This is a genomic window from Levilactobacillus spicheri DSM 15429 (assembly GCF_001435095.1).
Classification (GTDB): Bacteria; Bacillota; Bacilli; order Lactobacillales; family Lactobacillaceae; genus Levilactobacillus; species Levilactobacillus spicheri.
In genome coordinates this window covers 81,501-96,146 of record NZ_AZFC01000002.1, presented here as the reverse complement: position 1 = coordinate 96,146, position 14,646 = coordinate 81,501, and the positions used below count along the sequence as shown (strand labels likewise).

At 57.0% G+C, this 14,646-nt stretch carries 13 protein-coding genes; 12 read left to right on the top strand and 1 reads right to left on the bottom strand.

The features are described 5' to 3' along the window. Positions 1-98: 98 nt before the first annotated feature. A complete protein-coding gene (locus FD37_RS01000; RefSeq protein WP_056962828.1) occupies positions 99-2,456 on the top strand; it encodes a DNA translocase FtsK in 2,358 nt (785 codons plus the stop codon). A gap of 93 nt (positions 2,457-2,549) precedes the next feature. Here the strand turns inward: FD37_RS01000 and FD37_RS12510 are convergent, their stop codons facing one another. Beyond that, complete coding sequence (locus tag FD37_RS12510) at positions 2,550-2,663, bottom strand: DUF4044 domain-containing protein (protein ID WP_024746051.1); 114 nt, start codon at positions 2,661-2,663, stop codon at positions 2,550-2,552. Between the two features lie 174 nt (positions 2,664-2,837). Between FD37_RS12510 and FD37_RS00995 the strand changes: the two genes are divergently transcribed. From FD37_RS00995 to ftsZ, 11 genes are all read left to right on the top strand, one after another. Then, positions 2,838-3,191: a DUF3397 family protein gene (locus FD37_RS00995; RefSeq protein WP_056962826.1), complete on the top strand. Its 354-nt coding sequence runs from the start codon at positions 2,838-2,840 to the stop codon at positions 3,189-3,191. A 200-nt stretch (positions 3,192-3,391) separates the two neighbouring features. Further along, positions 3,392-3,814 (top strand): division/cell wall cluster transcriptional repressor MraZ, encoded by a 423-nt coding sequence (gene mraZ, locus FD37_RS00990; RefSeq protein WP_045808025.1) that lies wholly within the window; start codon positions 3,392-3,394, stop codon positions 3,812-3,814. A 33-nt stretch (positions 3,815-3,847) separates the two neighbouring features. Beyond that, entirely contained in the window at positions 3,848-4,804 is a 957-nt protein-coding gene (gene rsmH / locus FD37_RS00985; RefSeq protein WP_056962824.1) for a 16S rRNA (cytosine(1402)-N(4))-methyltransferase RsmH, read from the top strand. A 31-nt stretch (positions 4,805-4,835) separates the two neighbouring features. After that, positions 4,836-5,231 carry a cell division protein FtsL gene (ftsL, locus tag FD37_RS00980; RefSeq protein ID WP_045808023.1) on the top strand — a complete coding sequence of 132 codons (396 nt, stop codon included), beginning with the start codon at positions 4,836-4,838 and terminating at the stop codon, positions 5,229-5,231. Continuing rightward, on the top strand, positions 5,231-7,390 hold the full coding sequence (locus FD37_RS00975; protein WP_056962822.1) for a penicillin-binding transpeptidase domain-containing protein: 2,160 nt from the start codon (positions 5,231-5,233) through the stop codon (positions 7,388-7,390). Before ftsL ends, FD37_RS00975 begins: the two co-directional genes overlap by 1 nt. A gap of 25 nt (positions 7,391-7,415) precedes the next feature. Further along, a complete protein-coding gene (gene mraY, locus FD37_RS00970) occupies positions 7,416-8,387 on the top strand; it encodes a phospho-N-acetylmuramoyl-pentapeptide-transferase (RefSeq protein WP_056962820.1) in 972 nt (323 codons plus the stop codon). 106 nt (positions 8,388-8,493) lie between these two features. Then, positions 8,494-9,873, top strand: coding sequence for a UDP-N-acetylmuramoyl-L-alanine--D-glutamate ligase (murD, locus tag FD37_RS00965; protein ID WP_056962818.1), 1,380 nt, complete (start codon positions 8,494-8,496; stop codon positions 9,871-9,873). Beyond that, a complete protein-coding gene (gene murG / locus FD37_RS00960) occupies positions 9,874-10,968 on the top strand; it encodes an undecaprenyldiphospho-muramoylpentapeptide beta-N-acetylglucosaminyltransferase (protein ID WP_056962816.1) in 1,095 nt (364 codons plus the stop codon). A 38-nt stretch (positions 10,969-11,006) separates the two neighbouring features. Continuing rightward, positions 11,007-11,864, top strand: a complete 858-nt coding sequence (locus FD37_RS00955) for a cell division protein FtsQ/DivIB (RefSeq protein ID WP_045808018.1) — start codon at positions 11,007-11,009, stop codon at positions 11,862-11,864. Positions 11,865-12,005: 141 nt separating this feature from the next. Further along, complete coding sequence (ftsA, locus tag FD37_RS00950; RefSeq protein WP_056962814.1) at positions 12,006-13,343, top strand: cell division protein FtsA; 1,338 nt, start codon at positions 12,006-12,008, stop codon at positions 13,341-13,343. Positions 13,344-13,364: 21 nt separating this feature from the next. After that, on the top strand, positions 13,365-14,633 hold the full coding sequence (ftsZ, locus tag FD37_RS00945) for a cell division protein FtsZ (protein ID WP_045808016.1): 1,269 nt from the start codon (positions 13,365-13,367) through the stop codon (positions 14,631-14,633). The last annotated feature ends 13 nt before the right edge of the window (positions 14,634-14,646 follow it).

The following is a 14,646-nucleotide window of genomic DNA, read 5'->3' as shown; positions in this document are numbered from 1 at the left end:
CACCAGCTGCCGTTTGCGCTCGATTTGGCACCAAATAATCGGAGAACACAACTGAGCCTGAGGCGTTGGTCTCAGGCTCGTGAAAGGAGGGGGATTGGTTGGCGACCAAGCGAAAAACAACGCGTCGCAAGCCGGCCCGGCGCCGGACGACCAAGAAAAAGACGGCCCAACCGTTTCCGTATACGCGAAACGTGGTGGGCCTAGTGATTGTGGTGCTGGCCGGTCTGGGACTCTTTAACCTGGGTCTCCTGGGAACACTCTGCGCCAACCTGATGCGTGTGTTCGTGGGCGACAGTTACCAGGTCGGCCTGGTCATCGGCGGGGCCTTGGGGGTGGCATTGGCCATCACCGGGACTTGGCCCCGCATCGCGCGCCATTACTTATGGGGCAGTGGCCTGATTTACGGGGGCTGGCTGCTCTGGATTTCAGCCAACGCCTTTATTCAGGCGGATCAACATAGCGGCTTCATCGCCACGGTCTGGCACGCCAGCCTGGCCGACCTGATCAGCGGGGGTCACACGGCACAGTACGGTGGTGGCCTGTGGGGCGCCATCGAGCTGTCCGTGATTGCCTGGCTGATTGACCTGTTGGGGGCGCAAATCGCGGCCTGGTTCATCATGGCCGGTGGGGTCCTGGTCTTCTTCCAGATTCCACTGAGTGACCTGACCCCGTACCTGCAACGGCTCTTGGGCTGGTTGCAGCGTGGCAGTCAGGCCGTGGCGGCCGGCGTCAAGCAGGGCGGCGAACGCCTACAGGCCCGGCGTGAACAACGGCCGGCCAAGCCCCGACCCACGGCTCCCGCGGCAACGCCTGCGGCCAGTCAGGCCCCGGCCGCCAGTTCGGCGGCTCCGGCGTCTTCGGCCGCGGCTGAGCCCAGCTACCACGTGACCGTGGCGGCCAACGAGCAACCCGCCGCTCCGGCTGCCAGTTTGGCCGCGCCCGCCGATGAGTCGGCGGCAGAGACGACCGAACCGGAAGCGCTGGTCAGCGCCGCCCCGGTCGATCCGAATTACCAGTTGCCGTCACCGGACCTGCTCAAGCAGGTTCCGCCGACTGACCAGACGGCGGAGATCAACGCCATCGATGCCAATACCAAGATTTTGAAACAGACGTTGGACAGCTTCGGCGTCGATGCCGAGGTCAAAAACGTCAGCTTAGGCCCGTCCGTGACGGAGTACGAACTGCATCCGGCTATCGGGGTCAAGGTGTCCCGCATCGTGAATCTCGCGGATGACCTGGCCTTGGCGTTGGCGGCCAAGGGTATCCGGATTCAGGCGCCGATTCCCGGGAAGTCCCTGATTGGGATCGAAGTGCCCAACAAGGACGTCTCCACGGTGGCCTTTCGCGACGTGGTCGAGGCCCAGCCGCCGCACCCCAACAAGCCGTTGGAGGTGCCGCTGGGCCGGAACGTGACCGGTCAGGTCGTGACCATGGACCTGACCAAGATGCCACACTTACTGATTGCGGGGGCGACCGGGAGCGGGAAGTCCGTGGCCATCAACGGCATCATTACCAGTATCTTAATGAACGCCCGACCGGATCAGGTGAAGATGATGCTGATCGACCCGAAGAAGGTGGAGTTGAGTGTTTACAACGGCATTCCCCATCTGTTGACGCCGGTCGTGTCGGAGCCGAAGAAGGCGGCCCGGGCGCTGCATAAGGTCGTTGCCGAGATGGAACGGCGCTACGAACTTTTTTCCCAGTTCGGTCAACGCAAAATCTCCGGGTATAACGCCTTTGTCCAAAAGGCGAACGCGGCCGACAATCAGGCGCGGCCGACCTTGCCGTACATCGTGGTCATCGTCGATGAATTGGCCGATCTGATGATGACGGTCTCCAGCGAGGTGGAAGACGCCATTATCCGCTTAGCCCAGATGGGCCGGGCCGCCGGGGTCCACATGATCCTGGCGACGCAACGGCCGTCCGTCGACGTCATCACCGGGCTGATCAAGGCCAACGTCCCGTCCCGAATCGCCTTCGCGGTTTCAAGCGGAATCGATTCCCGGACTATTCTGGACACCAACGGGGCTGAAAAGCTGCTGGGACGTGGTGACATGCTCTTCCAACCGGTCGATGCGAATTCGCCGGTCCGGGTCCAAGGGGCCTTTATCTCCGATGAAGACGTCAGCAACGTGGTCGACTTCATCAAGCAACAGCAGACGGCCGACTATGACGACGACATGGTGGTCACGGACGAGGAGATGCAGGAGTCCGAACAGGGCGACAGCGATGACGAGCTGTTCGACGACGCCTTGGCCTTCGTGGTCGATCAACAGAAGGCTAGTACGTCGCTACTGCAGCGGCGCTTCCGGATCGGCTACAACCGGGCCGCCCGGATCATTGACGATCTGGAGCAACGCGGCTACATCGGCCCGCAAGAGGGCAGTAAGCCGCGGCAGGTGTACAAGCAGCCGGATAGCACGGCTCCGTCTTCCGCGGCGCCACCGACATCTTAAGCGATTTAAACAGATAATAAAAAACACCCTAAGTCACGGCCAATTGGCGATGACTTAGGGTGTTTTGGTGTCTTAAGGGATGTGCTGCTGAGTTTACATCAACGAGAAAATAGCGCCAAAGATTAATGATCCCAGAGTTGCGATGATCATAATCCAAACGAACACGTTGGTGATCTTTTGAAACGTCGATTTCTTTTTCTTTTCCATGCTGAACTTAGCCACCTCTTTGCCTGCATTTTCTACCCAATTAGTTTACCGTGGCCTTCACTGAATTGCAACCTTCCGCGCGATTTCTTCGGCAGATAAATCGTGAATCTGCGTTGCAAGTCAGGGGATAAATCTTTATAATGGAGGGTCGAAAGTCAAGGGAGGGGGAGCAACATGACGTTTTGGGCATCGCCAGCGGGACAACTGATCATTTTAGCACTGGGATGGGCCGCCATTCGCTTGGCCCGGCGTATACTCCGGCACCGGTGGCCGCACGACCTGCTGACGTGGGACCTGATGGCGCCCCTCTTCCTATTATGTAGCCTCTTCCTGATTCCGCGGGGCGCCGGGCAACTGTTGCCATGGTTAGTGATCGGATGGATGGTTATCGGGATCGGGGTGGCCGTTTTGCAAGCTATTCACAATCACGAGCTGCTTTACCCCAAATTTCTGAAGACTTTTTGGCGGTTGACCGACCTTTATTGGGTCGTTGGCTTTAGTTTGTGCTTTTTACTTACGATTAGTTAGAAAATGAATAAATATGAATATTTTTGATTATTAACGCGATTTATGCAGATAATCAATGACCCCCACAGCCACGGTGAACACTTGTTCGCCGTGGCTTTTTGCGACTTTGTGCGTTAATTTATAAAAATTCGGAAACGTTGTGGTAGAAAGTGGGGGGGTGTGGTAAACTTGGGAATAGTTACAAGTAAGGGGGATTGGCTATGTTCATGGGTGAATTTGAGCATTCAATTGACACCAAAGGACGGCTAATTATCCCCGCCAAATTCAGAGAACAACTTGGCGACCATTTCGTGGTGACCCGCGGAATGGATGGTTGTTTATTCGGTTACCCGTTATCGGAGTGGGCGACGCTGCAAGAGAAACTGAAAGCCTTGCCACTCAACCGAAAGGACGCCCGGGCCTTTGTCCGGTTCTTCTATTCGGCAGCCACGGAATGTGAGCTGGATAAGCAGGGACGCATCAACTTACCGAAGCCCCTTCGCGACCACGCGGCGATTACCAAACAGTGTGTGATCGTGGGGGTGGCCAACCGCTTTGAAATTTGGAGTGCCGATCGGTGGACGGCCTTTGCCACCACCGCTGAAGAAAACTTTGACGATATCGCTGAGAAGATCGATTTTTAACGAAAAATGACTTTTAAAGAAGGGAGTGTGTTCATGGAAGACTTTCATCACGTAACGGTTCTTTTGAATGAAGCGGTGGCGGGCCTCGCCATCAAGCCAACCGGAATTTACGTTGACTGCACGTTAGGTGGCGGTGGTCACAGCCAGCACATTCTCGATGAACTGACGACCGGACACCTGTACGCCTTTGACCAAGACCAAACGGCCATTGACTATAATCAGGAGCATCTTAAGGCGGCGTTAACCGCCGGTAAGGTAACGTTTATCAAGAGCAACTTCCGCAATCTTCAAGCGGAATTAGCCCAACGCGGGGTGACCCACGTGGATGGCATCCTGTATGACCTGGGCGTGTCCTCGCCCCAATTCGACGAGGCCGACCGCGGGTTCAGTTACCAGCACGACGCCCCGTTGGACATGCGGATGGATCAGCAAGCGCCCTTGACGGCCTGGACGGTGGTCAACGAGTGGTCGTTCAACGACCTGATGCGGATTTTTCACCGCTACGGCGAAGAAAAGTTCGCCAAGCCGATTGCTCGGGCCATCGAACGACACCGGGCCACGGCGCCCATCGACACGACCGGCCAATTGGTCGAAATCATTAAGGAAGGAATTCCCGCGGCGGCGCGCCGTCACGGGGGCCATCCCGCCAAGAAGGTCTTCCAGGCCATCCGTATCGCCGTCAACGACGAGCTCGGCGCCCTGGAAGCCTCACTGGAACAAGCGATTCAGCTGTTGGCCCCCCAAGGCCGCATCAGCGTGATCACGTTCCAGTCGTTGGAAGACCGGCTGGTCAAGACCATGTTCCGCGAGCAGTCGTCGTTACCCGACCTCCCGCACGGCTTGCCGGTGATTCCGCAAGACATGCAACCCGATTATCGGTTGGTCAACCGCAAGCCCATCACGCCATCGGCCGATGAGCTCGCCGCGAACCACCGAGCGCACAGTGCCAAGTTACGGATCCTAGAAAAATTAGACCCAACTCACTCATAAAATAAATATCGACATAGGAAGATGATTATTTATGGCGCAGAATAGTTTAGCAGAAGCGGTTCCACTACCTCAAGAACCCCAACGACGCCAGCACATAGCACACCCCCAGCCGCAGGTGCGGCCCACACCTCAGGGCCAACCACAGCGGCAGAAACTCCCGCTCTCTAAGTTCGAAAAGTGCTTATTGACGGTGGGGGGGCTGATCTTAGCGGCCATGATGGTGTGCGTGGTTTCCTCAAAAATTGCGATGAACAACGCACAGCATCAGTTACAGTCGATCACCCAGACCACGACGACTTACCAGAATCGCAACACCAACACCCAGCAACAGATCAATGAGTTGCAGAGTCGGAGTCGGTTGGATAAGATCGCCCAAAAGCAAGGACTAAGTTTGAATAACGCGCGAATAAGGACTGTTAATAAATAATGAACAATTCCCCTCAGCGTCCACCAATGAAGAATAGTTACACGCGCAGAAACCGGAAGCATTTTGGCCAGTTTCTGTTTTTGGTTTTTTTTGTGCTCTTTTGCGTGATTGTTGGGCGGTTCGCCTATATCTCGATTGGGAAAAAGGTTCAAAACGTCAACCTCAGTGCGGCCGCCCAGCGGTTGTACACGGCGAACGAAACCTTGAAGGCCAAGCGGGGAACCATTTACGATGCGAATAACCAACCCATCGCGGAAGACACCAGCGTGTACTCCCTCTACGTTGTTCTGGACAAGCGGCAGACTGGTCTGAACGGCCAGAAACTGTACGCGACGAATAAAGAAAAAATTGCCACGGTGTTGGCGAAGTATCTGCCAATCAGCCGGAAGAAGGCCCTGGCGACCCTGAATCCCAGCAACAAGAATGCGTTTCAAGTGGAATTCGGGACGGCCGGGCAGAATATCTCGTTGTCGACGAAACAGAAGATTCAAAGTTACCACCTGAGCGGCATCAACTTTGTCCAACAGGAATCCCGCCTGTACCCGAACGGGGTCTTCGCCTCCCACCTGATTGGGTTGGCGCAGGCCCAGACCGCCAACGGGCAGACCACGTTAAAGGGCACGATGGGTATCGAACAGGCCTTTAACAAGGAGCTGACCGGGACGGACGGGTCCCAGAAGATCAAGAAGGACATGTACGGCTACCAGCTACCGGGAACCAAGCAGAAGTATAAGAAGGCCCAAAATGGGGACAACGTGTACACCACGCTCGACACCCGGCTGCAGACGCTGCTTGAGACCGAAATGAGCAGCGTCCAGGACCAGGTCAAGGCCAACTCGATGAACGCGGTCCTGATGAACGCGAAGACCGGGGCCATCCTGGCCGCCACGCAACGGCCGACCTTCAACGCGACGACCAAGTCCGGGCTCAACCAGGTCTGGCGGAACACGTTGGTTCAGGATGCTTACGAACCAGGGTCGACCATGAAAATCTTTACACTGGCCTCCTCGATTAATAGTGGGCACTATAACGGTAACGCCACGTACCAGTCCGGTCGCTACACCATCGGCAACCAAGTCGTGCCCGACTGGAACACGTCCGGTTGGGGGACCATCACCTACAATAAGGGGTTTGCGGTCTCCAGTAACGTGGCCATGGCGCACCTCGAACAACAGATGGGTGCCAAGACCTGGAAGAGCTACATCAAGCGATTCCACTTCCTGCAGAGCACGAACTCGGGTCTGCCGGGCGAATTGAGTGGGAACATTGCCTTTACGCGGCCCATCGAGCAGGCGGACACCGCCTTTGGCCAAGGGATTCAGGTCACGGTGTTCCAGATGATGCAGGCGCTCAGTGCTATCAGTAACAACGGTCAGATGATGAAGCCGTACGTCATCAGCAAGGTCGTGGACCCGAATACCCATAAGACGGTAAAAAGTTATTCACCGACGACAGTCGGCCAGCCGGTCTCCGCCTCAACGGCCAAGGCCGTGCGTAAACACATGGAAGACGTGGTGTACAAGTCTTACGGTATCGGGAGCGACTACAAGATGAGCGGCTATAAGGTCGCCGTCAAGACCGGGACCGCGCAGGTCAGCAACGGCAGCTCCGGCTACCTATCCGGGGACGATAACTACCTGTACTCCGTGGCGGCCATGGTGCCAGCCAATAATCCGAAGTACGTGATGTACATCACCATGAAGCAGCCGCACCTGGGGAGCAAAACGGCGACCCAGCTGCTGGCGTCGATCATGAAGCCGGTCATGGCCCGGGCCCTCCAGGAGGACACGACGGCCACGACCAAGACGGTGAAGATGCCGACGGTCACGGGTAAGACCGTGACGGCTGCCACCAAGCAACTGACCAAGGCCGGGGCCACGGTCACGGTCTTGGGCAGCGGCACGCAGGTCAAGCAGCAATCGGTCAGTGCGGGCACCAGCCTGTACGACCAGCAACGCATCTTCTTATCGACTGGCGGCACCGTCACGTTACCAAGTTTGACGGGCTGGTCCAAGGGTGATGTGGTAAAATTAGCACAGTTAGTGGGAATCAAGTTGACAGTCAACGGTGACGGGTACGTGACCAAGCAAAGCCTCAAGAGCGGCGCGACCGTCGCGTCCGGTAGTAACCTGACCGTGACGTTGAAACAAAATAAATAAATGAGAATGAGGATTGAGTAGGAAAATGATAACAGTAGGATTTCCCTTAGTGGGTGGTTTCATCATTACAGCGGCGTTCATGCCGTCACTGATCCGGTACTTCCGGGCACGTCACGAGGGTCAGATGATTCGTGAAGAGGGCCCAACGTGGCACGAAAAGAAGTCCGGAACGCCTACGATGGGGGGCTTACTCTTCATCATTGCGATTCTGGTGATGACGTTGGCCGCAAGTTGGCTGACGGCTCCGCACCACGTGCTGTCGACCACCTGGATCTTGCTCTTTATTCTGGTCCTGTACGGGGCCTTGGGCGCCTGGGATGACAGTATCAAGTTATTTCACCGACAAAATGAAGGATTGAAGGCGTGGCAAAAGTTACTGGGTCAGATTGTTGGGGCCTTGTTGCTTTTCTGGGTCTACGTGCACGAACAGCTTCCCATGGAACTAAAGTTGCCCGGTCTGGGGACCTGGCACATGGGCGGCTGGTACGCGCTCTTTGCCATTATCTGGTTGGTCGGGTTCTCCAACGCCGTGAACTTATCGGACGGGCTTGATGGGCTCGTCAGCGGGTTGGCCAGCATCTCCTTTGCGGCCTACGGCATCGTGGCCCTGGCCCAGCATCAGACGAATATTAGTCTCTTTTGTTTTGCCGTAGTCGGCAGCCTTTTAGGGTTCCTGCTCTTTAATCACAAACCAGCCAAGATCTTCATGGGCGATACCGGGTCGTTAGCCCTCGGGGGAGCGCTCGCCGCGGTCGCGATTTTACTGCACCATGAAGTGTCCCTGTTATGGATCGGGTTGGTCTACGTGATTGAGACAGCCAGCGTTATTTTGCAAGTTGCCTCGTTCAAGTTGACGGGGAAGCGGATTTTCCTGATGAGTCCCATCCATCACCATTTCGAGATGCTCGGATGGAGTGAATGGAAGATTGATTTGACTTTTTGGGCCGTCGGCTTGCTCACCGCCATCAGTGGTGTGTGGGTCATGCTTGCCAAGTAAGGATCCCTTCCTGACGACTAATGGGCTAACCGGCTCGTTAGTGGTCGGTTAGCCTTTTTAAATACCATCAGCCAGCCAATTAAACGAATGGAGAGCGAACGGAGTTATGAAACAGATTACGACGTATACGGGAAAAAAAGTTTTGGTATTGGGCCTTGCGAAGAGCGGGTTCAACGCCGCTAAGCTGCTTAAAAAATTGGGGGCCGACGTGACGGTCAGTGACGTGACACCCTTAGAAAAGAATCAGGAAGCCCGTGAGTTACAGGCCGCCGGGTTCAAGGTGCTGATCGGTGAACAGACGCCGGCGCTCCTGGACGCGGGGTACGACCTGATCATCAAGAACCCGGGCATCCCGTACGACGTTCCCGTGATTCAGCGGGCCCAGGAACTGCACCTGCCGGTTTCCGGTGAGATGGAGCTGGCGAGCGAGGTCAACGAAGCCGAGCTGATCGCGGTCACCGGGAGCAACGGGAAGACCACCACGACCACGATGATCCAGAAGATGCTGGACCGGGACCGGAAGGCGGGCCATGCGCGCTATGCCGGCAACATCGGCATCCCTGCCAGCAAGGTCGCCCAAGAGGTGACCGCGGACGACACGCTGGTGGTGGAGATCTCCAGTTTCATGCTGGTTGCCACGACCGAATTTCACCCGCATATCGCCGTGATCACGAACATTTTCTCCAATCACCTGGATTACCATAAGACCCGGGCGAATTACGTGGCCGCTAAGATGAAGATCACCGCTAATCAAACGGCGGACGATTACTTCATCATCAACTTCGATAATCCGGAATGGCGGGAACTGAGCCAGCAATCTAAGGCCCAGGTCGTTCCGTTCTCCCGGCAGGACATCACCGAAGACGGCGCCTACGAAAAGGATGGCACGCTGTACTTCCGGGGCGAGGCCATCATGCCCGCCCACGAGGTGAAGGTCCCCGGCGATCACAACATCGAAAACGCCCTGGCGGCGATTGCCGTGGCCAAGCTCAAGGGCGTCAGCACCGCGGCCATCAAGGCGGTTCTGCGCAACTTTGGCGGGGTTCGGCACCGGACCCAATTCGTGTTAGAGGCCGAGGGACGGCAGTATTACAACGACTCCAAGGCCACGGACATGGAAGCCACGGAGATGGCCTTAAAGGGCTTCAAGGCGCCGGTCGTCTTGCTCGCCGGCGGCCTGGATCGGGGCTACACCTTCGAGAAGATGATTCCCGCCTTCAAGGATCACGTGAAGGCCATCATCCTCTTCGGTCAGACCGCTCAGCTCCTGGCCCAAACGGCCAAGCAAGCGGGTATTCCAACAATTGAGATGACGGATAACGTCGAGACGGCGGTCCCGTTGGCCTATCAATTGAGTGCCCCCGGCGACATCGTGCTGTTGTCGCCCGCCAACGCCAGTTGGGATCAATACCCGAACTTTGAAGTCCGGGGTGACCGGTTCATCAAAGCTGTCGAAAAGTTAACGGGTAAACAGGAGGAAGCTTAAATGCGATTAATGGTATCTGGTGGGGGGACCGGGGGTCATATCTACCCGGCCTTAGCCCTGATTAAAGCGTTAAAGAAGCGCGACCCCGACGCACAGGTGATGTACGTGGGGTCCGAGCGCGGACTCGAAAGCACCATCGTGCCGGCCAAGGGCATTCCGTTCCAGTCGACACGCATCCAGGGGTTCAAGCGGTCCCTGTCCTTAGAGAATTTCAAGACGGTCTACCTGTTCTTGAAGAGCGTGCACGAAGCCAAGAAGATGATTCGCGACTTTAAGCCCGACGTGGTGGTCGGGACCGGGGGCTACGTCTCCGGTGCCGTGGTCTACGCGGCGAGTCGACTCCACGTACCCACGATGATCCATGAGCAGAATAGCGTGGTGGGGATGACCAACAAGTTCCTGAGTCGCTACGTCGATAAGATTGCGTACGTCTTTGACGCGGCGGTCGACCAGCTGCCCGCCAATAAGATGGTCAAGACGGGGAACCCCCGGGCCCAGGAAGCCGCGGAGATCGTAAGCCACTTCCAGTGGGACGAATACGGGTTGCACGACGACGTGCCCACGCTCCTGATCTTCGGGGGCTCCCAAGGGGCCCTGAAGATCAACAGCGCCACGGTGGCCGCCATCCCCGCCTTCAACCAGCGGAACTACCAGGTCGTCTTCGTGACGGGACAAAAACGGTACGATGGCGTGATGGATCAGTTGAAGAACGTCCAGGTAGCTGATAATGTGGTGGTGAAACCCTATATCCCGAACATGCCCGAGGTGCTGCCCCGGGTTGCGGCGATCGTCGGGCGGGCCGGAGCGACGTCTTTGGCCGAGATCACGGCCGACGGGATTCCGTCGATCCTGATTCCGAGTCCGTACGTCACGGCGGACCACCAGACCAAGAACGCGAAGTCGTTGGTCGACGTGGGGGCCGCGGAGATGATCACCGAGGCCGACCTGTCGGGGACGACGTTGGTGGCCAAGGCTGATCAGCTGATGAACGACGACGCGCTGCGGCAGGACATGGCCAGCGCTTCGAAGCACCTGGGTGTGCCGGATGCGGCCGACCGGGTCTTGGACGTGGTCCTGTCATTGCAACAGAAATAAACCCCTGAGCGTTTAGCTTGGGGTGGAGGTGAGCGGCCGTGAAGTTCCGGTTGAATCGAGATAAATCGCAGCAACCGCACGAATTGACGCCCTGGGAGGCCTATCAGTCCCGCGCTGCTCAACGTGAAAAGCAGGCCAAGACGCCTAAGCTCTTTCGCCGGGCGAAACGCATCGGGGATAAATTGCCCCGGCTGCGCCACGAACGGCAACGCAAGCTGGCCCGGCGCCTGGGGCTGATTCTGGGGAGCTTTGGGCTGGTGATCCTGGTGATGGTCTACCTGATCTCGCCGCTGAGTCACGTGGCGACGGTCAAGGTCAGCGGGACCCAAGCCTTGTCGGCCAAGCAGGTACAGCGGGCCGTCCGGATCGCCCCCGGGGATTCGATCTTTAAGGTCCTGGGGCACGAACGGCGGCTGGCGCAGCAAGCGCCCCAGCACAATTCGCGGTTGAAGCGGACCACGGTGGCGTTTCAGCACCCCAACCGGGTCACGGTCAAGGTCGTCGAATACGTGACGGCGGGGTACGTGATGAAGCAGGGCCAGTACTACGAGGTGTTGGAGAACGGCGTCGTGAGTCACGATTCGGTGACCCAGCCCAAGAGTGGCACGCCGGTCTACGGCAACTTCCGGTCGGCCAAGACCCTGCACCGCATGATCCTGCAGTACGCGCAGCTATCGGCGCCCATCAAGCGGAACATCAGCGAGATTCAGGATGCCCCGACCAAGACGGATCCGGACCGGGTCCACTTGTTCATGAACGATGGCAATGAGGTGTACGCGAAGATTGGCACGTTTGCCAAGAAAATGGCGTACTATCCCAGCATTGCCAGCAAAATGAAACAAAAAGGTGTCGTTAATCTGGAAGTGGGGGCGTATTCCGCGCCCTTTAAGAAATAATGTCATTTTGATTTCAGCGCTAAAAAGCGCTAATAAGGCTTTTTCAACCCCTAGTAAATGTGGTAAACTGAAAAATAATTAGGAGAAAAAGCGAATTCATACGTGTTAATAGATCGATTAGCTTAGGAGGTTCCTTTTTCTATGGATAATTCAGGGATGTACGTTGGTCTCGATATAGGAACCACCTCAATAAAAGTCATTGTTGCTGAGAATGTTAAAGGGCAAATGAACGTTATTGGCGTGGGGAATGAACGTTCGAATGGTGTCAGCCGCGGCGTGATCGTGGATATTGACAAGGCGGCTGAAGCGATTCAACGCGCCGTTCGACAAGCCGAAGAAAAGGCCAGTATCGAAATTCACGATGTCATTGTGGGAATTCCCGCAAACATGTTAAAAATTGAAACTTGCAACGGTATGATCGCCATTGACGACCAATCCCGTGAAATTACCGGTCGCGACGTGCGCAACGTGGCGGCGGCTGCCTTGATTCAGAGTCTGCCCCCCGAACGCGAGGTCGTCGACATTTTGCCCGACGAGTTCGTGGTCGATGGGTTTGACGGTATCAAGGACCCCCGGGGCATGGTGGGCGTGCGGCTAGAACTGCACGGCACCCTGTTTACCGGGCCTAAGACCATTATGCATAATACCCGTAAGGCGGTCGAACAGGCCGGCTTGCGTCTCCGGGGCACGGTGATCAACCCGATGGCCCAGGGGATGATGGTGATGAATGACGGTGAGCAAGACTTCGGGACCATCCTGATCGATTTGGGTGGGGGCCAAGCCACGGCCGCCGTGATTCACGACCATCAACTGAAATACATTGACGTCGACCAAGAGGGCGGTCAGTTCATCACCAAGGATATCTCCGTGGTCCTGAACACGTCGCTGGATAGTGCGGAGAAGCTGAAGCGCGACTACGGTTACGCCGATTCGACGCAGGCCAGTGACGAAGACGAGTTCCCGGTCGACGTGGTGGGGCAGAGTCAGCCGACCCCAATTTCTGAAAAATACTTAGCCGAGATCATCGAGGCGCGGTTGGATCAGATCTTTAAACGGCTCCGGCGCAACCTGGACAAGGTCCAAGCACTAGAACTCCCCGGTGGGATCGTGTTGACCGGGGGCGTGGCCGCCTTACCGGGCATCACGGAGCTGGCGAGCGACGAGTTTGACACCAACGTGCGGGTCTACATTCCCGACCAAATGGGCTTGCGGCACCCGTCGTTCACCCTCGCGCTCGCGTTAGTGAACTACTTTGGGGGCCTCAGCGAGATCGATTTACTGATTAAGAGTGCCTTAACGGGCTCGACCCAGTTGGCCGATGAGACCGACGAGATTCGGCAACGGGAAGCGGCTGAGTCCGCTCCCGAGAATCCGGAACCGCAGTCGACCGGGACCAAGCGTCCGGCTAAACGGCCTAAACCGAAAAAGAAGAACCGATCCGAAGGGTTAAAGAGGTTCTTTAGCGACTTCTTTGACTAAAGTGAGATGGAGGAATACACAATGGAATACTCATTAGATTCTGCTCAAAATCACGGCGCCAACATTAAAGTCATTGGCGTCGGGGGCGGGGGCAACAATGCCGTCAACCGAATGATTACCGAAGACGTTAAGGGCGTCGAGTTCATCGTGGCCAACACGGATGTTCAAGCCCTCGAAGCCTCCAAGGCAGAAACCAAGATTCAACTTGGCCCGAAGCTGACCCGGGGACTGGGTGCGGGGGCCAACCCTGAAATCGGGGCCAAGGCCGCCGAAGAAAGCGAAGAAGCCATTACCGAAGCCCTGGAAGGGGCCGACATGGTCTTCGTCACCGCCGGAATGGGCGGGGGTACCGGGAACGGTGCCGCACCCATCGTGGCTAAGATCGCCAAAGAAGGCGGTGCCTTGACCGTGGGGGTCGTTACCCGGCCATTTAGCTTCGAAGGTCCCCGGCGGGCCCGCTTTGCCGCCGAAGGGGTGGCCGCGATGAAGGAAAACGTGGATACCCTGATCATTATCGCCAACAACCGGTTGTTGGAAATCGTCGACAAGAAGACGCCGATGATGGAAGCCTTCCAGGAAGCCGACAACGTCTTACGGCAAGGGGTTCAAGGGATCTCTGACCTGATCACGAGTCCCGGTTACGTGAACTTGGACTTCGCCGACGTGAAGACCGTGATGAAGGACCAAGGCTCCGCCCTGATGGGAATCGGGTCCGCTAGCGGTGAGAACCGGACGGAAGACGCCACCAAGAAGGCCATTTCGTCGCCATTGCTGGAAGTCTCCATCGACGGTGCCGAACAAGTGCTGTTGAACATTACCGGGGGCCCCGACTTGTCCTTGTTCGAAGCTCAAGCGGCTTCTCAGATCGTCTCCGACGCCGCGACCAGCGACGTGAACATCATCTTCGGGACGTCCATCGACGAAGAGTTGGGCGACGAGGTCCGGGTCACCGTGATTGCGACCGGGATCGACAAGAAGCGTGAAGAGAAGGAAGCTGCCCGGAGTCGGGTGGCCCGTCGCGCTAACACCAATAACGGCCAGGCACCGTCACAGGCGGCCCCACGGTCGGAACAACCTCAGGCGGAAACCAAGGCTGATCCGTTCGGCAACTGGGACATCCGCGAACCCGCGCACCGTCCAGAACCCAAGAGCAGCGCGTCCAACGACGAATTTGCGGGCGTGGACAAGCCTGACTTTAACATCTTTAACCCAAGCTCGAACCAGAGTTCAGCTGCGGACGATAGCCAGGGCGAAGATACGCCACCGTTCTTCAAGCGGCGGCGCAAGTAATCCAGCAGCGTTC

Excerpts from the sequence above, each read along its gene's own strand:
- rsmH (WP_056962824.1), top strand. The coding sequence starts at position 3,848 with ATGGAAGACTTTCATCACGTAACGGTTCTTTTGAATGAAGCGGTGGCG.
- ftsA (WP_056962814.1), top strand. The coding sequence starts at position 12,006 with ATGGATAATTCAGGGATGTACGTTGGTCTCGATATAGGAACCACCTCA.
- murD (WP_056962818.1), top strand. The coding sequence starts at position 8,494 with ATGAAACAGATTACGACGTATACGGGAAAAAAAGTTTTGGTATTGGGC.
- FD37_RS12510 (WP_024746051.1), bottom strand. The coding sequence starts at position 2,663 with ATGGAAAAGAAAAAGAAATCGACGTTTCAAAAGATCACCAACGTGTTC.
- FD37_RS00975 (WP_056962822.1), top strand. The coding sequence starts at position 5,231 with ATGAACAATTCCCCTCAGCGTCCACCAATGAAGAATAGTTACACGCGC.
- mraY (WP_056962820.1), top strand. The coding sequence starts at position 7,416 with ATGATAACAGTAGGATTTCCCTTAGTGGGTGGTTTCATCATTACAGCG.
- ftsL (WP_045808023.1), top strand. The coding sequence starts at position 4,836 with ATGGCGCAGAATAGTTTAGCAGAAGCGGTTCCACTACCTCAAGAACCC.
- FD37_RS00995 (WP_056962826.1), top strand. The coding sequence starts at position 2,838 with ATGACGTTTTGGGCATCGCCAGCGGGACAACTGATCATTTTAGCACTG.
- murG (WP_056962816.1), top strand. The coding sequence starts at position 9,874 with ATGCGATTAATGGTATCTGGTGGGGGGACCGGGGGTCATATCTACCCG.
- ftsZ (WP_045808016.1), top strand. The coding sequence starts at position 13,365 with ATGGAATACTCATTAGATTCTGCTCAAAATCACGGCGCCAACATTAAA.
- mraZ (WP_045808025.1), top strand. The coding sequence starts at position 3,392 with ATGTTCATGGGTGAATTTGAGCATTCAATTGACACCAAAGGACGGCTA.